The organism is Peptoniphilus harei (assembly GCF_900454685.1).
In the GTDB taxonomy this organism is placed as follows: domain Bacteria; phylum Bacillota; class Clostridia; order Tissierellales; family Peptoniphilaceae; genus Peptoniphilus_A; species Peptoniphilus_A harei.
Genome location: NZ_UATM01000032.1, coordinates 22,359 through 42,487 on the forward strand (window position 1 = coordinate 22,359; position 20,129 = coordinate 42,487).

Sequence of the window (20,129 nt, forward strand, 5' to 3'; positions counted from 1 at the left end):
CATTATAGCATGTTAAAAATTTTTTTATCATGTAAAATGAAATAATAAGCTATCTAATTTTGAGTGCTATAGAAAAACAAAGTGATATTACTTATCTAGATAATATCTAAGGAAGTTTTTTCTAGTAACTTTAAATATGGAGATAATAAAAAGGTTTACTCATATTACATTAGTAGTTGACTGATTTTAAGGTTTATGATAATTTTACGGTGTGAAATATGTAGCTACTATCACAATTACATTTACAATAGTTTTCAATGCATAGGAGAGAAATTATGAAAAAAATAAATTTATGGCTTGAAAAATTTATTTTAAAACACTATAAAAAAATTGATGTAAATGACGATATTTATTTTTACTTATTGTATATCTGCAAGATTACTGTACTATTTTTTATATTAGGAATCCTTTTCTTTATCTTTTACAAATTGTCAAGTTTTGAAAGAATATTTGGTATCTCTCTGTATGATCTTGCTAAAGAATCAATGTCGGGTAGTTTAATTGGTCTTATTATTTCTCTAAGTATTTATTTTTTCAAAAAATAATAATTCCTATAAAATTATATATAATCATAACCACCGGCTGAGCCGGTGGTTTGTTTTGCCCCTATAAGGGGCTGTTACCGGCAGCATTCCATGCTTCGAACCTTCTTTCTCGTGCACCAATTTTCACAGCTGGTGCTAAAGCACCTTATTTTTTGCTTTTGTTTACTTGCTCACCCGTAAACGGGTCAACAAATTCTTTAATACTTATTTGATCTGCCATGTAATCTTCTTTTAATTGATTTTTTATATATTCTTGTATCTTTTTTGCATTCTTTCCTGCTGTGTCTACATAGTATCCTCTGCACCAAAAATGTCTATTTCCATATTTATATTTTAAGTTTGCATGCCTATCAAATATTATTAGACTACTTTTCCCTTTTAAATAGCCCATTGTTTGAGATATGCTGTATTTCGGTGGAATTTCTAACAACATATGGATATGATCTGGACAGCATTCTGCTTCTATTATATTTATTCCTTTTCTATCACATAAATCCCTTAATATTTTTCCTATATCTTGTTTTAATCTTCCATATATTACTTGCCTTCTGTATTTTGGAGCAAATACTACGTGATACTTACAATTCCATGATGTATGTGATAAACTATTTTTATCCATTTTAGGATACCTCCCTTTTCTATTTATGCTACTGCCAGTAACATTAATAGTTTATCACGGGAGGTTTTTTGCTTGAAGCTAAAGCTTATTTTCCTACCACCAGCATAGCTGGTGGTTTATTCATGCTAAAGCGTACAAAAAAGTGTCCTTAGACTTTTTACAGTTTAAGGACACTTCTTTTTTATCTTTTAATTTTTATTTATTTTTTCTTGAATCTTACTTTCTTTTGGATTTCTCCTGCAACTAGTGGGATAACTGATGCTCCAAGTACAACTCCTATTTCTTTTGGTCCTAGGTCCATTAGTCCAAAGGCGTCGTTTAATACTGGTACATAAATTACTACTAGCATTAGTATGAAGGAGAATAATGTTGCAAATACTAATTTTTTGTTTGTGAATACTCCAATTTCAAATACAGTCTTGTCAATTGATCTTGATGTGTAAGCTCTTAAAAGTTCACAAATAATTAGGGCTGAGAAGGCCATTGTCCTTGCGTGTCCAAGTCCCTCGCCTGTTCCATACCACTTAAGTCCTACAAAGTAAGCAAGTAGAGTTGCTACTGTGATTGCAATAGATTGGATAGCAACTGTGATTTTTATTTCTGTGTCAAGGATTGGCTCGTCTGGATCACGTGGTTTTTCATTCATTATGTCTGCCTCTCCTCTTTCAACTCCAAGTGCAAGTGCTGGGAAGGAGTCTGTAACAAGGTTAAGCCACAATAATTGAATTGGAATTAGTGGCACTGGAAGGTTTAATAGGATTGAAATTAAAACTATTAAAACTTCTCCAAGGTTACATGAAAGTAAATATGCAACGAACTTCTTGATGTTGGAATAAATAATTCTTCCTTCTTCAACTGCATTTACAATTGTCGCAAAGTTGTCGTCTGTCAAAATTACCTCTGCAGTATTTTTTGCAACGTCAGTACCTGTTATACCCATGGCAATACCAATGTCTGCCTTCTTAATTGCTGGGGCGTCGTTAACACCGTCACCAGTCATGGCAGTGATGTGGCCATTTTGTTTTAGGGCTGTAACGATTTGAACCTTATTTTCTGGAGAAACTCTTGTGAAGACAGATTTTTCTTTTACAATTTCTCTCATTTCTGCTTCAGACATTTCGTTGAGTTCCCTACCCATGATTGCTTCATCATCATGTTCTGCAATCCCAAGGTCCTTTGCAATGGCAAGACCTGTTTCAAGGTAGTCACCTGTAATCATAATTGGTCTTATGCCTGCAGTCCTACATTCTTTTATTGCTGCCTTTGCTTCTGGTCTTGATGGGTCAATCATACCTGTTAGTCCAACAAAAACCATGTCTTTTTCAATATTTTCTGATGTTACTTCACTTGGCATGTCGCTGTGTTTTCTATAAGCGTAGCCTAGACATCTTAGGGCTGATCTTGCGAACTCGCTATTCTTTTCTAAAACTTCTTCTCTTAATTTTTCATCAAGGTCTACTTCTTTTCCATCAATTAAGATTTTGCTACATCTATCAAGAACAACGTCTGGTGCTCCCTTTGTGAAGGATGTGATGTCATCAAAAATCTTGTCGTGGAAAGTTGTCATCATCTTTCTGTCAGAGTCAAAAGGAATTTCTTCAATTCTGTCAATATTACTATAAAGTTCCTTAAGTCCATTTCCTGCTTTTTCTGCAAAAGTAAGAAGGGCACCTTCAGTTGGGTCTCCAATAATTGACGCTTCCTCACCCTTAACTTGTAATTTTGCATCATTAGTTAGGGCCGCAATAGAAGAAAGAATTTTAATATTTTCATCTTCTTCGATAGTAACTTTTGAGTCCTTTCTTGTTACATCACCTTCTGGAGAGTAACCAGTTCCTGAAACATCGTAAACGTGTCCGTCAGTAAATACCTTTACAACAGTCATTTCGTTTTGTGTAAGTGTACCAGTCTTGTCGGAACAAATTACTGTAGTTGTTCCAAGAGTTTCTACTGCCAAAAGTTTTTTTACAATGGCATTTTTTTCTGCCATCTTGCCCATACCAATTGAAAGTACAATTGTTACAATTGCTGGTAGTCCTTCTGGAACTGCTGCTACTGCAAGGGAAATTGCAGTCATAAACATTTCTCTTGGGTCGTGCTTATAAAGTACACCAACTGCAAGAACTACTGCACAAATTACAAGGACTAAAATACCAAGAGTCTTTGAAAGTTTTGCAAGTTTTCTTTGGAGGGGAGTTTGTTCATCTCCAACTGTGGCAATTGAAGTAGCAATCTTTCCAATTTCTGTTTCGTGACCAGTTTCTACAACAAGTCCCATACCCCTACCGTAAGACACAATAGTTGATGAGTAAGCCAAGTTTTCCCTGTCACCAATTTCCATTTTGCCATCATAAATAACACTTGCATCCTTTTCTACTGGAACTGATTCACCAGTAAGGGATGATTCATCAATTTTTAAGTTTGATGACTCAAGAAGTCTTAGGTCTGCTGGGACAATATCTCCAGTTTCAAGGATGATAATATCTCCTGGCACAAGTGTGTTTGAATCAACTTCAACATGGTCTCCATCTCTTATGACCTTGGCCTTTGGTGAAGACATCTTTTGTAGGGCTGCAATTGCTTCCTCTGCTCTACCTTCTTGATAAATTGATAGAAAAGCGTTGACAATTACAATGGCCACAATTATTCCTGCATCGAGGGCCTCACCATTGAAGGCAGATACAAGGGCTGCTGCAATTAAAATGATAATCATTGGGTCAAGGATTTGTTCCTTTAGCTTTTCTCCAAAGGATTTTTTCTTTTCTGCTGCAAGAGCATTGTCCCCATATTTTTCAAGCCTAGTCTTGGCTTCATCTTGACTTAGTCCCTTTTCTTTCGTAGTGGAAAGATTTTTTAGGGCTTCGTCAGGGGACTGGTTATACCAATTTTTTTCCATAATTCCTCCTTTAAATACAAAAAGAGACCGATTGTTACATCGGTCTCACATACTTAATAATAAGCTTTCCAGCCGGGCTATGCCGTAATGACGACTGAAAATTTAAAAGTTACTCCCCTAAGTGAGTAAATTATATCAAATTATTTTGCCTAAAACAATCTATAAATCTTTAATAAATTATTTTTATTTCTTTGGAGTAAGTTTTGTCATTCCTCCCATATAAATTTGTAGAGGTTCTGGAATTCTAACGCTGCCATCTTCTTGAAGTAGATTTTCTAAGAAGGCAATTAACATTCTTGGTGGAGCAACAACAGTGTTGTTTAATGTGTGGGCAAAGTATGTGCCATCCTTGCCACGAAGTTTGATGTTAAGTCTTCTTGCTTGGGCATCGCCAAGATTTGAACATGATCCAACTTCAAAATATTTATTTTGTCTTGGAGAGAAGGCTTCAACGTCAAGAGACTTAACCTTTAAGTCTGCCAAGTCACCAGAACAACATTCAAGAGTTCTAACAGGAATGTCTAGTGAACGGAAGAAATCCACTGTGTTTTGCCATAATTTTACATACCAGTCCTTAGATTCTTCTGGCTTACAAATTACAACCATTTCTTGTTTTTCAAATTGGTGGATCCTGTAAACTCCTCTTTCTTCAATACCATGAGCTCCAACTTCTTTTCTAAAGCAAGGTGAATATGAAGTAAGGGCAAGTGGCATATCTTCTTCTGGATTAATTGTGTTTATATATTTACCAATCATTGAGTGTTCAGAAGTACCAATTAAATAAAGGTCTTCGCCTTCAATCTTATACATCATGTCTTCCATTTCTGCGAAACTCATAACGCCAGTAACTACGTCTGATCTTATCATAAATGGTGGAATGTGGTATTCAAAACCACGATCAATCATAAAGTCTCTTGCATAAGCTAGGATTGCAGAGTGAAGTCTTGCAATATCTCCCTTTAGGTAGTAGAAACCTGCGCCTGATGTGTTTCTTGCAGAGTCAAGGTCAATTCCGTTAAAGCTTTCCATGATGTCAATGTGGTAAGGAACTTCAAAGTCAGGAATTACTGGTTCGCCAAATCTTTCAAGCTCAACATTTTCGCTGTCGTCTTTTCCTATTGGCACTGTTTCGTCCATCATTTGTGGGATAACTTGCATCCTCTTCTTAAGTTCTTCAGCAAGATCTCTTTCAGCAGCTTCAAGATTTGTTATTTCTTCATTTATTTCAGCAACTTTTTTCTTTGCTTCTTCTGCCTTGTCCTTTTCTCCCTTTTGCATAAAGCCACCAATCTCTTTTGAAGTTTGGTTTTTTTCTGCACGAAGGTTGTCGCCCTTAGTCTTTGCTGCTCTAAGGTCTTCGTCAATTTTTCTAACTTCGTCAACTAGTGGAAGCTTGTCATCTTGGAATTTCTTTTTAATGTTCTCTTTGACTGCTTCTGGGTTTTCTCTTACAAATTTAATGTCTAGCATATATCCTCCCTTAAAATAAAAAAAGCCCCTCAATCCCTAAAGGGACGAGAGACCCGCGTTGCCACCCTAATTAACCAAATGGTTCACTTAAAATTACATAGACTATGAGGTGGATTCATCTTAAAAACTTTACAAGTTTCCACCAGCCACCTGCTCTCTTAAAAACTTTTTAAAATTACTATTCTCAATTATCGCCTTTTTTAGTTTTTTTTATTATAACATAAGGAAAAATAAGTTCAAGCTTTTTGTATTTTAAAGTAGTTTTATTAATATGAATTGATGGAATTTTATAAAATATGTATAATAAGGTTGAGGACATACAGATGGTGGTTGCTCTTTACTTTTATGGTAAAGGGGGTGATTGCAATGTCAGATTTTGAAATTTTAAGCATCATGCTAAAATTTATTGGTTTGATTATTGCTGTATTAGCCCTGTTTCTAAATAAGAAATAGCACAAATAAAATACCACCTGTATTGCACTACAAGTGGTATTAAATAAATATCAACTTAGAGCAACCGTCGCTTGTGCCCGAATGGGTATAAACGGTGTCCTCTTTATCTTTATTATAACACAATATTTCTATTTTTAAAGGCTAGCAAGCCTTTTTTTTTTAGTTAATCATTTCCATTTTATTGAATTGATGGAATTCTCTAAAATATGTATAATATAGATGAGGACATACATTGGTGGTTGCCCAATTTAATTATTGGGAGGTGCAACATGAGTGATTATGAATTGATATCCATAGTGATAAAAATCCTAACACTTATCGTTGGCATCCTAACACTTTATAAAAAAGATTAGGAAATAAAAATACCACCTGTATCGACTTAGGTGGTATTTCTTTAATATTAAACCTAAGGGCGACCATCTTTCATGGTGTCCTCTTTATCTATATTATAACATAATATTCCTATTTTTAAAGGCTGCTAAGCCTTTTTTTATTTTTTAAGATACTTTATAAGGGCAAGGATTGCCAAGATTATAAGTACAAAAATTCCTATGTAAATCCCCAAGCCAAGAATTAAAGCAATAAGTGAATTAGAAGTAGTAAAAGCCATAATGATTCCTCCTTTATACTTTTTTATATTATAACAATATAATTAATCTTTTACAAAATTTATTTACGCACATAATTTTTTCTTTTTGTTATAATAGGCAAGAGGTGATGAAATGAGAGAGTTTTTACTTTCACAAGGCGTTTCAGAAGATCTACTTAAGGGAGTAGATGAATTTATAGAAAAACATGATTTAAATAAGGATTTTGAATATAGAATCCCAAATATAAAATATAAATATTACGGCAAAAAAACTTGGGAGAAGGCCATCGCTGCAATCTTATCTGGCGACAACATCCTCCTCTCTGGACCAAAGGCAACGGGCAAAAATGTTTTGGCAGAAAACTTGGCATATCTCTTTAAGAGACCACTTTGGACAGTCTCTTTAAACATTGCATCAGACCCATCAAGTTTAATTGGATCTGATACCTTTAAAAACAACGAAGTTACTCTTAAGAAGGGACCAGTTTATGAAGCTGCAGAGGAAGGTGGTTTTGCAGTCTTTGATGAAATTAATATGGCAAAGAACGAAGCCCTTTCTGTTGTCCACTCCACTCTTGACTACAGAAGAGTTTTAGACATTTCTGGCTACGACAGATTAAATCTTAACGACGCAACAAGATTTATTGCCACAATGAACTACGGCTATATTGGTACTCGTGACCTTAACGAAGCCTTAGTTTCAAGATTTTTGGTGATCGACATTCCAACAATATCAGAAAGTGACTTGGCAAAGTTATTTAAGGAAAACACAAAATTAAACAAGGATGCCATAAAGATTTTCACAAGACTATTCTTAGACCTTCAAGAGAAATCTCTTAACTCAGAAATTTCTTCCAAGGCCATAGACCTTCGTGGACTTATATCAAGTATTGAACTTATGAATCGTGGTCTTGGCATAAGAGAGTCTCTTGACCTGGGTATCGTTGACAAGACCTTTGACTCTTACGAAAAAGAAATTGTCAATGATGTCATTGACACTCTTTTTGTAAAAAATATTGAAAGAGCTGATCTCTTTGAAGGATGAAAATAGGCTAAAAAATATTTTTTGGACCCTTTCAGACTTCTATGACTTTGATATTTTTAAATTTTCACTAAAACCAGAGGACTCCTATGAGGCTGCCCTACTTGGTTATGCTGCTAGGTATTTTGATTTCTATGTACTTGACGACTTCTTCAAGAAGTATGTAAATTCTTTAAACAACAAAAAGGACTTGTGGGAAATTTCAAAATTAGTTTTGGAAAATATTTTTTCAAAAGAAATGATTTTGGAAAGACCTGGGACCCTTGATTTTAAAAAGGACCACGATGAAGAAATCTTAAAAAATTTAAATAGACGAAAAATTATAATGACAACAGAACTTAAAATTGGCTACATCAGAAAAGAAAGAGGCCAGTATCCCAAAGTTCAAAAAGTCTTGGAAGAGATGTTGGGAGAAATTTATAATTTTAAGGAAAGAGACACCTTCAAGTATCTTGACTTCCTAAGATATATTTTCAAAAAATATTTTCACGTAAACAAGGACCTTCCCCATGACACAGAAGAGTCCTATGAAGAATTCAAGAAAGAAGCTAAATCCAATTCTACTTCCAAGAAGAATTCTCCCTATCAGAGAAAAAATTTCAAGGACAATACTTTTCTCGAGAGGTACAACATTGAGTCAGCTGAGTTTACATTTTTTAACGACGATTTCAGAGACATTAACGTCATAGAAGATGCTCCCGTGAATAAGTTTGGAGACAAAAATATTTACAAGGCCCTAGTCAAACGCTATGGGATAGAAAAAATAAAAAGACACACTGCAGATAGGATTGCCCAAGAAATTTCAACAGGCATCCATGAGGAAATTAAATTTTTCTTCCCAGTAGGAGAGTTTGAAAATAAATCTTCATATTATGCTCAGGAGGAAAAGGGAAATTACTCTGACAACTTAAACTTCTATGAGAATAACAAGCTGCAAAATGCTCGTGCCATAAGAGAACTAGCTGGAGTAATAAAAAATTCCCTCTTAAAGGAATCTGAAGATGAAATATTAAAATCAACTTCTGGAAGAATTGTTCCATCAGAAATTTGGAAGACCAGAGAGTTAAATGAAGATAGGATTTTTGAAAAAATTAACAGAAAGGACTCCAATGAGATTTTTGTGGACATCCTCTTGGACTCCTCTGCTTCACAAAATGATAGGAAGGAAATCCTTGCGACGGAAACTTATATTATTGCTGAAGCCTTAACTTCTCTAAATATAAAAACCAGGGTTTTCTCCTACAACAATTTTTACAATTATCTTGTAATAAAAAAATACAGGGACTACAATGACCCGAGAATAAAAAATAAGGACATCTTCAAGTACTCCCCGTCGGGCTCCAATAGAGATGGACTTGCAATAAAATTTATGCGCCACCTTGTTTCTAAAAACAGGGATGCAAGAAGATTTTTAATTGTCTTGACTGACGGCCTTCCCTTTGACGAAATCGACATTGGAATAGTTGGTGCATCAAAGACACCTGGAGAAAATTATAAGGACGAGGAAGCTGTCATGGACACATCAAAGGAAGTTCTCTTGACAAGGCTCAAGGGGATCAACACTTTTGGAGTCTTTACTGGGGAAGAAGCAGAAAGCATGAACATCAAAAAGATTTACGGCAATGACTACGCCTATATAACTGACATAGCTCGCTTCCACAAGGTGGTTGGAATATTTTTAAAAACTTATGCAAATAAAATAGAGTAGGTTCAATGAGAAACCTACTCTATTTTTAATGCCTTTTCTATATTAAAGCCTGCCTTTACTAGGGTTATTGAATAAAATAATTTTAATATCAAATCTCCACTTTTTTGAGAGCTTGGAAGTAATATTGACGCTAATGCAAAGACAAGGACATTTAATACAATTATTAAAACTTTTTTCATTCTTTCACCTGATTATAAAATCGTGATTACTTACTTATTTAAAAAATGCTTACAAGCTTTCTCCATCCTATTTAGACCTTCGACTATGTCATCATAAGAAGATGCATAGGAAAATCTAACAAAGCCTTCTCCTGCACTTCCGAAAACTGTTCCTGGAACTATGGCAACACATTCTTCATCAAGAAGATAATTGCAAAATTCTTCTGAAGAAACTCCTAGGTCCTTAATGTTAATAAAGGCATAAAAGGCACCGTCTGGAGCATTAAGGCTAAGTCCTTCAATAGAATTTACCTTTTCAACAATGTAGTCACGTCTTCTCTTGTATTCCTTAACCATTTCTTGTGAGCCTTCATTTCCTGCCTTAAGTGCAGTGACTCCCCCATGTTGAACAAAGGAAGTTGCACAAGAAGTGTTGTGTTGGTGGATAATATTTAGGACCCTTATAAATTCTTCTGGAGCTGCAACATAAGCAAGACGGAAGCCTGTCATGGAATAAGTTTTTGAAAAACCATTAATTGTAATAGTCCTTTCCTTCATTCCATCAAGGGATGCCATGGAGATATGTTTCTTATTTCCATAGACAATTTTTTCATAAATTTCATCAGAAATTACTAAGATGTCTTTTTTCTTTGCAAAGTCAGCAAGCTTTTCCAAGGTTTCTAATGTGAACATAGATCCAATTGGGTTTGATGGGTTAATAATTACTATGGCCTTAGTTTTTTCTGTTACAAGACCTTCAAGCTCATCAAAATCAATTTGGAAGTCATTTTCTTCTGCAAGGCTGTATCTCACCGGCACTGCTCCCATAATGTGGGCTGTGTTAACATAGTTTGGCCAGCATGGGTTTGGAAGAAGAATTTCATCTCCTTCTTCTAAGATTAGTGAATAAGAATCGTAAATTGATTCAGTTGCACCTGCTGTTATCAAGACTTCCTTTGCAGTATAGTCTAAATTATTTTCATTTCTAAGTTTTTCAGCCACAGCTTCTCTTAGAGGCATAATGCCGTAATTTGATGTATAAAAAACATCTCCATCTTCGATGCTCTTAATAGTTGCATCTTTAATTACCTTTGGAGTGTCAAAGTCTGGTCTGCCTACTTCAAAGTGGTAGATCCTTTTGCCGGCTCTTTCCATCTCAATAGTTTTTTCATTTATCTTTCTAATACCAGATGGTCCCACCTTGTTAAACTTACTACAAATAAAATCTCTCATGATTTCCTCCCTACGAATTGATTATTTCTTCGATTTTGCTTCCTTCTACATTTCCACCTGTGATAATAAGAACAAGCTTGTCCCTGTCATCATATTCTATTTTGCCTTCTAAAATTGCACCAAGTCCAATAGCAGAAGAAGGCTCAACAATTAATTTCTCTTTATTATACAATAAATCTAAAGCTTTTTTAAGATATTTATCTTGGCAAGTAACTACATCGTCAACAAGATCTCTTACAATAGGAAATACATGGTCTCCTGGCTTAACAGAAAGAAGTCCATCAGCAAGAGTTTCTCCCCTCTTAACTTCACTAGGTTGACCTTCTTCAAGTGACAGAGTGTATCTGGCAACATTTTCTGGCTCAACCCCAATGACCTTAGACCATCTTGTAACTCCCTTGGTGTACATGGCAATACCAGAGATTAGTCCGCCACCACCAATGGGAACAATCATCTTCAAGTGGTCCATCTTGTTTAGAATCTCTACTGCAATAGTTCCTTGACCTTCAGAAACATCTAGGTCGTCAAAGGGATGGATGAAAGTCATGCCCTCCTTGTCAGCAATTTCCTTTGCCACTTCAAATCTCTTTTCCACAGTCGTAATTTCAATTTCTGCCCCAAGGTCTCTTATCATTTGCCTCTTTGTCTCAGTAGAAGTATCTGGCAAGACAATCTTCGCTGGAATTCCCAAGATTTTTGCACAAGTTGCAATCCCCTTGCCATGGTTGCCAGAAGAAGCAGTTACAACTCCCTTTTTCAATTCTTCATCAGAAAGTTTTCTAATTTTATTTAAGGCACCCCTTATCTTAAAGGAATTTGTCTTTTGCATATTTTCAAGTTTTGCATAGACAGATGTGCCAAGCATTTCAGATATGTGATTAAGTCTCACCAAGGGAGTTTCATAAATGTAGTCCCTAATTCTTTCTCTAGCTTTTATCGTTTCCTTGTATCCGTTTCTATAATCCATTTTATCTCCTTTATAAATAAACAATTAGTATACTATACCCTTTTTTTGATATTATAATATGCTAAAGTGAATTTGTAAAATTAATTTGGATTTTATAAAAATCAAATAAATTCTTTTCCAATAATACTTATAAAAATAGGATCCTCTTGTTAGAAGATCCCTTTTCTTAAACTAATTTTTTTACAAAATCATTTATATTTTTATTTTTTTCTTCCAAATATTTTTCAAGGTCAGATATAATTTCTGCTCCTCCATTGGGATTCATAAAGTTGTAAGTTCCAATTTCAACTGCGGTGGCTCCTGCCATTAAGAACTCTAAGACGTCCCTATAATTTGAAATTCCTCCCATCCCAATAATTGGAATGTTTACATTTTTTGCAACTTGGTGGAGGATCCTAAGGGCAATTGGTTTTACTGCTGGACCTGACAAACCTGCGTAGGTATTGTCAAAGGGAATCTCTTCTCTATCTAAGTCAATTGCCATGCCGAGAATTGTATTTATAAGAGAAAGTCCTGTTGCACCTTCAGCTTCCACTGCCTTGGCAATGCCAACAATGTCACCAGCATTGGGAGAAAGTTTTACAAAAACTTTTTTGTTTGTCACCTTCATGACTTCTCTTACAACACTTGCTGCTGAGTCCTTGTCCATGCCAAAGGCCATGCCACCTTCCTTGACGTTAGGACAAGAAATATTTAACTCAATGGCTGCAAAGTCGTAGTCATTTAAAATTTCTGCAGACTCAATGTATTCTTCTATGGTATTGCCACCAAGATTTACTAAAACTTCTGTCCCAAGCTTATTCATGTCATGGATTTTTGTCTTAACAAATTCTTCCACTCCTGGGTTCTCAAGTCCAATTGAATTTAAAATTCCTGATGGAGTTTCCCAAATTCTTATGCCATCATTTCCTTTTTTTGGATGTCTTGTGATCCCCTTAGAAGAAATTCCTCCTAGGATCCTTGGGTCATAAAAGTCCTTAAACTCTTCCCCAAATCCATAAGTACCACTTGCCATTATTATTGGATTTTTTAATTTTATCCCTGCTAAATCTATTTTAGTCCTAGAAGTCAATTAAATCACTCCCCTTAAATATTGGTCCTTCCTTGCAAGATCTTCTTCTGCCTCTCTTTGTCTCACAAGAACAAGATAGACAGGCGCCAAGGCCACATCCCATTCTCTTTTCTAGTGAAACATAAGTAATCACGTCATGGTCTTTTGCAAGTTCAACAACTTTTTTCATCATAATTTCTGGTCCACAAGTGTAAATTAAGTCGTGGCTTTCAAAATCAATTATATCTGTTATAAAGCCGCCCTTTTTAATTTTTATGTCACAATCAATATCCTTAAAGGCATTTTCAAGTTCAAGCTCTTCCCTTTCTCCAATATAGAGGGTGATTTTTGAAGAAGGTTTTAGTTTTTGAATCTCTTTAATTAAATAGTGGAAGGGAGCAACTCCAACTCCACCACCTACTAGGGCAACTTCATCTACATTTGCATAGAAGGCATTGCCAAAAGGACCAAATAATTTAATTTCATCGCCTTCCTTTAAGCTTTCAAGGATCTTTGTTCCCTCTCCTCTTTTTTCTATTAAGAAGTCAACTCCATCAGTGACGTCATAAACTGAAATTGGCCTTGAAAGAGTTGGATAAGATTCCCAGGCCCTTAGCATAAAAAATTGTCCTGGATAAACTTTTACGTCTAAATCTGTTCTCAATATGAAGTAGTCCTTACATACATCAATATTTTCTATTATCTTTGCCATATCATTCTCCATATGTGGTTACTGTGTCACAATATTCGCACTTGTATTCCTTCTTATCCCTATCATATAAGAAAAACTTGTGACCGGGTACTTCTCTTTCAGAATTTGTTATGCATCTTGGGTTCTTGCAAGTCAAGACATCTTCAACAAGTTCTGGCATCTCCATGCGGATTTTTTTGACCCTTTCGCCATCTTCTATAAAGTTAACAGTTGTGTGAGGGGCAATAAGTCCCAAGACTGTGAAGTCCAAGTCGTAATCTGTCTCGATTTTTATTAAGTCCTTCTTACCCATGGAAGTTGAGAAAATATTTTGCATAAGTACAACTGGATCTGTCACCTTGTCAAGTTCAAGGGCCTTGTAAAGAACATGGGCCCTGCCTGCTTCTATATGGTCAAGTACAATTCCTTTTTTTATTTTTGAAACATTTATCATTTTCTAGCCTCCAAAAGTCTCATGATCAGTGCCATCCTACCATACATTCCAAACTTTGTTTGCTCAAAGTAAACTGCACGTGGGTCCTTGTCCACCTCAGGTGCAATTTCATTTACCCTTGGTAGAGGATGAAGAATAATCATGTCCTCTTTTGCATTTTTTAACTTTTCTTCATTTAAAATATAGTAGTCCTTTAATCTTTCATACTCATCTGAAGAAACAAATCTCTCCTTTTGAACTCTTGACATGTAAAGGACATCTAGGTCGTCAATTACACTTGCAAGATCCCTAGTCTCCTCGTAGTTTTCCTTATCTATAAAGTTTTTAAAGGGATCTGGCATCTTGAGTTCCTCAGGTGAAATAAAAATAAATTTCACATTTTCATACCTATTAAGGGCTCTCACAAGAGAGTGGATTGTCCTTCCAAATTTTAAGTCTCCACAAAGCCCCACGGTTAAGTCGTCAAAGGATCCTTTGTAGTTTCTAATTGTTATTAGGTCTGCAAGAGTTTGAGTTGGGTGGAAGTGACCACCATCTCCTGCATTTATAATTGGCATAGTCTTCACTACCTTTGATGCCATAAGTGCTGCCCCTTCCTTTGGGTGACGCATGGCACAAATATCGGCGTAGTTTTCTATAACTCTTATTGTATCGAGTAGAGTCTCACCCTTTGTCGATGAGCTTACTCCTGCATCAGAAAATCCTATAACTTGTCCTCCAAGCCTTAGCATTGCAGTCTCAAAGGAAAGTCTTGTCCTGGTAGAAGGCTCAAAAAAAAGACTAGCTAATAACTTATTGTCGCAAACATGAGAATAATCATCTGGCTTTGCAATAATGTCATCAACTAGTCTAAAAATTTCTTCGTATTCTTCAGTTGTAAAATCTAGTGGCTCAATTAAATGTTTCATCCTAACCTCCATCTAATATTTTATCTTATCCATAGTACTTCAAATTTTTATAATTGTAAAGTATAATAGAAAAAATATCTTATACTTACGAAATTAAAATTTAAGGAGCAATTATGATTTATTTAATACTAGGACATTCTGGTTCAGGCAAATCAACTATAAGAAATGCCCTGACTTCACACGGAATAAAAAAAATAATTACTTACACGACGAGATCGCCAAGAGTCTCTGAAGTGGATGGCATGGATTATAACTTTATCGACCAAGAGATTTTTAAGAAGATGGACCAAGACAATTTATTTATTGGGACAACTTGCTATGTGGGAAATTACTATTCAACCCTCAAGGAAGACCTTGAAAAAAATAACAACAAGGACAGTGACTGTGTAATTGTAGTTGATAAGGAAGGGGTCCTTGCAATAAAAAATGATTTTGAAAATGCAAGGTCAATTTATCTCAAGTGCTCAAGGGAAACTTTAAGGGACAGGATGATAAAGAGAAATGACCATGCAAATGATATCGAAAAGAGACTTGATGTCTTAGAAGACCTTGATCCCTATGCAGACTACATCATCGATGCTGACAGGGACATAGACTCTGTCTTTGAAGATGTTATTAGCCTAATCAAAAATATTAAAGAGGGAAAATGATTTTCTTTTCCTTGACAATTTAATTTCTAGTGTTATTATAAATTTATAAGTTAATAAAATTCTTCAGGGCGAGGCGCAATTCCTCACCGGCGGTAAAGTCCGCGAGCGAAAGCTGAATTGGTGCAATTCCAATACCGACAGTATAGTCTGGATGAAAGAAGATAATTTTTTTTGAATTTTAGAGCCCTGCATGGGCTCTTTTTTTATAGGTGATTTAATGTATTTAGAAGATTTTAACGATATCTTTTACATGGAACGTGCCCTTGAAATTGCAAGAGAGGGAACTGGCAAGACAAAGACCAACCCCCTTGTTGGCTGCGTGATTGTAAAAGATGACAAGATAATTGGACAAGGTGCCCACCTAAAGTTTGGTGACAACCATGCAGAAGTAAATGCAATCTTAGATGCCAAATCTCGTGGCGAAGACATAAGAGGTGCAACTTTATATGTAAACCTTGAACCCTGCTCCCATTATGGGAAGACTCCTCCCTGTGCTGAGAGGATTGTAAAGGAAGGGATAAGGAGGGTTGTCATTGGAACAGCCGACCCCTTTGAAAAAGTTTCTGGCAGGGGAATTAAAATTTTAGAAGATGCAGGAATTTCTGTCACAGAAGGTCTTTGCGAGGAAGAATGTTTAAACCTAAATGAGAGATTCTTCACTTACTTAAAAAATAAGAGACCCTTTGTTGTCTTAAAGGCTGGCATGTCCCTTGATGGAAAAATTGCAACAGAGACTGGAGAGTCCCAATGGATAACTTCAGAATTTTCAAGAGCTCATGGTCACGAACTCAGGGGCCAGCTTGATGCAATTATGGTGGGTATTGGAACTATCCTTGCTGATGACCCTACTCTTAACACCCGCCATGGCAAATATAAAAATAATCCCATAAGGATCATCACAGATTCAAGTTTGAGGATTCCTCTTGATGCCAAGGTACTAAGAGATGACTTGGAGTCAATCTGTATCATAGCAACAACAGAAGCTTGCGACAAAGAAAAGCTAGAGAAATTAAAATCTATGAAGAATGTTGAAATCCTAATTTGTAAAGACAAGGACAAGAAGGTTGACCTTAAAGACCTCATGGAAAAATTAAAGGACTACGACATCTCCTCCATCCTACTTGAAGGTGGAAGGACCTTAAATGCAGAGATGCTAAAAAATAAGTTAGTTGATAAATTTTACTTTTTTATTGCTCCAATCCTACTTGGGTCCAAGGGCATACCTGCCATAGGAGATCTTGAAATAGACGAGCTAAAGGATGCAATAAGGATTAAGGACATGAAGTCCGAAAAATTATTTGATGACATACTAGTCACTGGAAGGTGTGATTAAAATTTTCACAGGAATTATAGAAGAAATTGGAAGCCTTAGTGACATTAAAAGAGAAAGTGACCTCTACAGCTTGAAGGTTTCTTGCAGCAAAGTTTTAGAGGGCACAAAGAGAGGCGATTCTATTGCAACAAATGGAGTTTGCCTAACTGTCACAGAACTGGGCCAAGACTTTTACAAGGCAGATGTTATGGTTGAGACAATAAATTCTACAACTTTTAAGAATTTAAAAAGAGGAGAAAAACTAAATCTTGAAAGAGCCTTAAGTCCTTCCAAGAGACTTGACGGCCACATAGTCCAAGGTCACGTGGATGGACTTGGCGAGATAATTTCTATCCTCAACCACGGAAATGAAATTGTCTACAGGATAAAGTTCGACTCCGATAATTTTAAATACATTGCCCCCAAGGGGTCCATTGCCCTTGACGGTATAAGTCTTACTGTCTCAAAGGTTGGAGAAAAATATTTTGAAGTTTCAATTATTCCAACTACTATTAGGGACACCAATCTCATAAATAAAAAAGTTGGAGACATGATTAATATAGAGACTGATATAATTGGCCGCTATGTCTACAATTTTGTAAATACAAAAACAGAAAGCAAAATTACAAAATCATTTTTACTAGAAAATGGTTTTTAAATTGAGAGGAGATAAAATGAAAGTTAATTCTATTGAAGAAGTTGTTGAAGCTCTTAAAAAGGGCGAAATTGTCATAGTAACTGACGAACCAGATAGAGAAAACGAAGGCGACATGATCCAGGCAGCAGAGTTTGCCACTGGAGAAAGTCTAAACACCATGGCTTCCCTTGCCAAGGGCCTAATCTGTATGCCAATGTCAAAGGAATACGCAGAAAAATTAAAATTAAATCAAATGGTGGCAGACAACACTGACAACCACGAAACTGCCTTTACAGTTTCTGTTGACCACGTGGACACGACTACAGGTATTTCCGCTTGGGAAAGAGCCCTAACTGCCAACAAGCTTGCAGAAGATGACGCAAAGCCAGAGGACTTTAGAAGACCTGGCCACATGTTCCCACTTGTGGCAAAGAAAGATGGAATCTTCGTGAGACGTGGTCACACTGAAGCAACTGTTGATCTTTTGAAAATTGCTGGACTCAAGGAAGTGGGACTTTGCTGTGAAATTATGCAAGATGATGGTCACATGATGCGTGGCGAAGACCTATTTAAACTGGCACAAGAGCTTGACATGAAGATAACAACAACTGAAGAGCTCCTTCTTTATAGGAAGAGACATGAAAAAATCGTAGAAAAAGTTGCCGAAGCAAAACTTCCAACAAAGTTTGGAGACTTTAGGGCTCATGCCTACATCGACAGAGTAACTGGAGAACACCACATAGCCCTTGTCAAAGGAGAAATCGGCGACGGAATGGATGTATTAACGAGAGTTCACTCTGAATGTTTAACTGGCGACTGCTTTGGATCATCAAGATGTGACTGCGGCAACCAACTCCACCTTGCCATGAATCAAATCGACAAGGAAGGAAGAGGTATTCTCTTATACATGCGTCAAGAAGGCCGTGGAATTGGACTTGTAAATAAGATCAAGGCCTATGCCCTTCAAGACCAAGGCATGGATACAGTTGAGGCAAACTTGGCTCTAGGTTTCCCAGAAGATGCAAGAGACTATTCAACTGGCGCACAAATCCTTGAAGACCTTGGAGTTAAAGAGTTGAGACTACTCACAAACAATCCAGACAAGGTTTATTCACTTCAAGAATTTGGCATGAAGATAAAGGAAAGAGTGCCAATAGAAATTCACTCAACAAAACATGACGAGTTTTATTTGAGAACTAAGGCAGAAAAGATGAACCACATCTTATCAGAATTTAAGAAAGAAGATTAATTTATTTTATAAAATTTTTAAAAATTGGAGGAAATATGAAAGTTTACAGTGCAAATTTACAATCACAAGGAAAGAAATACGCAATAGTTTTGGCAAGATTTAACGAGTTTATAGTTTCAAAATTATTAGACGGCTGTCTTGATGGTCTAAAGAGACATGGAGTAAATGAAGAAGAAATCGAAGTAATTTGGGTTCCAGGATCCTTTGAAATCCCACTAGCTGCCAAGGCTCTTGCCCAAAGCAAAAAGTACGACGCAGTCATTGCCCTAGGCGCAGTTATAAGAGGAGCAACTACCCACTACGAACTTGTATCAGCTGAGGTTGCCAAGGGAATTGCTTCATCTTCACTTGAAACTGGAGTGCCAATTATCTTTGGAGTTATCACAACAGAAAATATTGAACAAGCCATTGAAAGAGCTGGTACAAAGGCTGGCAACAAGGGCTTCGATGCTGCAACAGCTGCTATTGAAATGGCCAACCTACTTGGTGAGATTCGTGGATAAACAATCTATAAGGGAAGAACTTAAAAATGTCAAAAGCATAATTTTTGACTTTGACGGGACCCTCCACGACACCATAAAAATTTACTACCCTGCCTTCTCAGAAGGAGTTAAAATATTAAAGGAACATGGTTATGCAAAAGACTTTGAACTTTCTGAAGACAATGTAAAAAGATTTTTGGGCGAGAAACCAAACTTTGCTTACGACCTCTTGGCAAAAGAGGCTGATGAAGACTTTAAGATAAAAGTCATGACCCATGTTGGTCAGAAGATGGACGAAAATATAAGAAATAAGGTTGGAAAGCTCTATGATGGGACAGAGGAAGTCTTGGAAAAACTTTCAAAGACCTACGACCTCTACATTCTTTCCAATTGTCGCGAGTCCTACCTAGACCAAGCCCTTGATATATATGGAATAAAAAAATATTTCAAAAAGTATTACGCAGCAGAAACTTTTGACTTCATACCTAAGGACGAAATCATAAGGCAGGAGAGAAAAAATCTCAAAGAAGAGATTATCTTTGTTGGCGACAGGCACCACGACATGGATGCAGCCCACAAAAATAATCTTAGGAGCATCTTCTGTACCTATGGCTTCGGACCAGAAGACGAAGGCAAAGATGCAAATTACAAGATTAATTCCATAAGAGAAATGTTAGAAATCCTATAATTCATTAAAAATTAAATCGTGAAATTTTATTTAGCCGAAAAAATAATTTAAAAATATCTTGTAAGATAAAAAAGATAAGGAAATAAATTCTTTTTTATTAACATTAAATTTTGTAAGATTAAATTCGACACAAATTAAAAATATTATTAACCCTAACAAAAAAGGAGGACTTCATTGTCCTCCTTTTTAATCCGTTAAATAAAGCTTCTGATAAACAAACCAAAATATATTTTTTATCTATATACAATATATATTTTATAATCGTTTTAAGATTCATTAATACATTAGAACCTTTTTTCAATTTAATTCCCTAATTTAATAAATATA

General features: G+C 35.9%; 19 protein-coding genes, 1 riboswitch and 1 other annotated feature. Of the genes, 9 read left to right on the forward strand and 10 right to left on the reverse strand.

Annotation, left to right across the window (positions count from 1 at the left end):
* The first annotated feature begins 275 nt into the window (after positions 1–275).
* The gene (locus tag DRZ96_RS01510; RefSeq protein WP_112889307.1) at positions 276–545 is read left to right on the forward strand and encodes a hypothetical protein; all 270 of its coding nucleotides are present in this window, start codon (positions 276–278) and stop codon (positions 543–545) included.
* 145 nt (positions 546–690) lie between these two features.
* Here the strand turns inward: DRZ96_RS01510 and tnpA are convergent, their stop codons facing one another.
* The 3 genes from tnpA to serS all read right to left on the reverse strand — a co-directional run bounded on the left by tnpA (position 691) and on the right by serS (position 5,530).
* Entirely contained in the window at positions 691–1,164 is a 474-nt protein-coding gene (gene tnpA / locus DRZ96_RS01515; RefSeq protein WP_005955379.1) for an IS200/IS605 family transposase, read from the reverse strand.
* Between the two features lie 199 nt (positions 1,165–1,363).
* On the reverse strand, positions 1,364–4,060 hold the full coding sequence (locus DRZ96_RS01520) for a cation-translocating P-type ATPase (protein WP_112889308.1): 2,697 nt from the start codon (positions 4,058–4,060) through the stop codon (positions 1,364–1,366).
* Between the two features lie 183 nt (positions 4,061–4,243).
* A complete protein-coding gene (gene serS / locus DRZ96_RS01525; protein WP_112889309.1) occupies positions 4,244–5,530 on the reverse strand; it encodes a serine--tRNA ligase in 1,287 nt (428 codons plus the stop codon).
* A 37-nt stretch (positions 5,531–5,567) separates the two neighbouring features.
* Positions 5,568–5,731, reverse strand: a binding site (T-box leader).
* 974 nt (positions 5,732–6,705) lie between these two features.
* Here serS and DRZ96_RS01530 point away from each other — a divergent pair.
* Together DRZ96_RS01530 and DRZ96_RS01535 are read left to right on the forward strand one after the other, a co-directional pair.
* Positions 6,706–7,617, forward strand: a complete 912-nt coding sequence (locus tag DRZ96_RS01530; protein WP_112889310.1) for an AAA family ATPase — start codon at positions 6,706–6,708, stop codon at positions 7,615–7,617.
* Positions 7,607–9,322, forward strand: a complete 1,716-nt coding sequence (locus DRZ96_RS01535) for a vWA domain-containing protein (RefSeq protein WP_112889311.1) — start codon at positions 7,607–7,609, stop codon at positions 9,320–9,322. The genes DRZ96_RS01530 and DRZ96_RS01535 overlap by 11 nt, the downstream gene beginning before the upstream one ends.
* A gap of 14 nt (positions 9,323–9,336) precedes the next feature.
* On the opposite strand, the gene DRZ96_RS10485 is transcribed toward DRZ96_RS01535, so the two are convergent.
* The 7 genes from DRZ96_RS10485 to pyrB form a co-directional block, all read right to left on the reverse strand.
* Entirely contained in the window at positions 9,337–9,501 is a 165-nt protein-coding gene (locus tag DRZ96_RS10485) for a hypothetical protein (protein WP_172605449.1), read from the reverse strand.
* Between the two features lie 30 nt (positions 9,502–9,531).
* The gene (locus tag DRZ96_RS01540; protein ID WP_112889312.1) at positions 9,532–10,713 is read right to left on the reverse strand and encodes a pyridoxal phosphate-dependent aminotransferase; all 1,182 of its coding nucleotides are present in this window, start codon (positions 10,711–10,713) and stop codon (positions 9,532–9,534) included.
* A 10-nt stretch (positions 10,714–10,723) separates the two neighbouring features.
* Positions 10,724–11,680, reverse strand: a complete 957-nt coding sequence (locus DRZ96_RS01545; protein WP_112889313.1) for a threonine ammonia-lyase — start codon at positions 11,678–11,680, stop codon at positions 10,724–10,726.
* Between the two features lie 166 nt (positions 11,681–11,846).
* Positions 11,847–12,752, reverse strand: a complete 906-nt coding sequence (locus tag DRZ96_RS01550; RefSeq protein ID WP_112889314.1) for a dihydroorotate dehydrogenase — start codon at positions 12,750–12,752, stop codon at positions 11,847–11,849.
* On the reverse strand, positions 12,742–13,443 hold the full coding sequence (locus DRZ96_RS01555) for a dihydroorotate dehydrogenase electron transfer subunit (RefSeq protein WP_112889315.1): 702 nt from the start codon (positions 13,441–13,443) through the stop codon (positions 12,742–12,744). Before DRZ96_RS01555 ends, DRZ96_RS01550 begins: the two co-directional genes overlap by 11 nt.
* A 1-nt stretch (position 13,444) precedes the next feature.
* A complete protein-coding gene (locus DRZ96_RS01560; protein ID WP_112889316.1) occupies positions 13,445–13,876 on the reverse strand; it encodes an aspartate carbamoyltransferase regulatory subunit in 432 nt (143 codons plus the stop codon).
* Positions 13,873–14,784 (reverse strand): aspartate carbamoyltransferase, encoded by a 912-nt coding sequence (pyrB, locus tag DRZ96_RS01565; protein ID WP_112889317.1) that lies wholly within the window; start codon positions 14,782–14,784, stop codon positions 13,873–13,875. The genes DRZ96_RS01560 and pyrB overlap by 4 nt, the downstream gene beginning before the upstream one ends.
* A 113-nt stretch (positions 14,785–14,897) precedes the next feature.
* Between pyrB and DRZ96_RS01570 the strand changes: the two genes are divergently transcribed.
* The 6 genes from DRZ96_RS01570 to DRZ96_RS01595 all read left to right on the forward strand — a co-directional run bounded on the left by DRZ96_RS01570 (position 14,898) and on the right by DRZ96_RS01595 (position 19,802).
* Positions 14,898–15,434 carry a guanylate kinase gene (locus DRZ96_RS01570; RefSeq protein WP_112889318.1) on the forward strand — a complete coding sequence of 179 codons (537 nt, stop codon included), beginning with the start codon at positions 14,898–14,900 and terminating at the stop codon, positions 15,432–15,434.
* A gap of 55 nt (positions 15,435–15,489) precedes the next feature.
* A riboswitch (FMN riboswitch) is annotated at positions 15,490–15,601 on the forward strand.
* A gap of 50 nt (positions 15,602–15,651) precedes the next feature.
* On the forward strand, positions 15,652–16,767 hold the full coding sequence (gene ribD / locus DRZ96_RS01575) for a bifunctional diaminohydroxyphosphoribosylaminopyrimidine deaminase/5-amino-6-(5-phosphoribosylamino)uracil reductase RibD (protein ID WP_112889319.1): 1,116 nt from the start codon (positions 15,652–15,654) through the stop codon (positions 16,765–16,767).
* A complete protein-coding gene (gene ribE, locus DRZ96_RS01580) occupies positions 16,760–17,404 on the forward strand; it encodes a riboflavin synthase (protein ID WP_112889320.1) in 645 nt (214 codons plus the stop codon). The genes ribD and ribE overlap by 8 nt, the downstream gene beginning before the upstream one ends.
* Before the next feature lie 16 nt (positions 17,405–17,420).
* A complete protein-coding gene (locus DRZ96_RS01585; RefSeq protein ID WP_112889321.1) occupies positions 17,421–18,632 on the forward strand; it encodes a bifunctional 3,4-dihydroxy-2-butanone-4-phosphate synthase/GTP cyclohydrolase II in 1,212 nt (403 codons plus the stop codon).
* 35 nt (positions 18,633–18,667) lie between these two features.
* Positions 18,668–19,135: a 6,7-dimethyl-8-ribityllumazine synthase gene (gene ribH / locus DRZ96_RS01590; RefSeq protein ID WP_112889322.1), complete on the forward strand. Its 468-nt coding sequence runs from the start codon at positions 18,668–18,670 to the stop codon at positions 19,133–19,135.
* Positions 19,128–19,802, forward strand: coding sequence for an HAD family hydrolase (locus DRZ96_RS01595; RefSeq protein WP_112889323.1), 675 nt, complete (start codon positions 19,128–19,130; stop codon positions 19,800–19,802). The genes ribH and DRZ96_RS01595 overlap by 8 nt, the downstream gene beginning before the upstream one ends.
* The last annotated feature ends 327 nt before the right edge of the window (positions 19,803–20,129 follow it).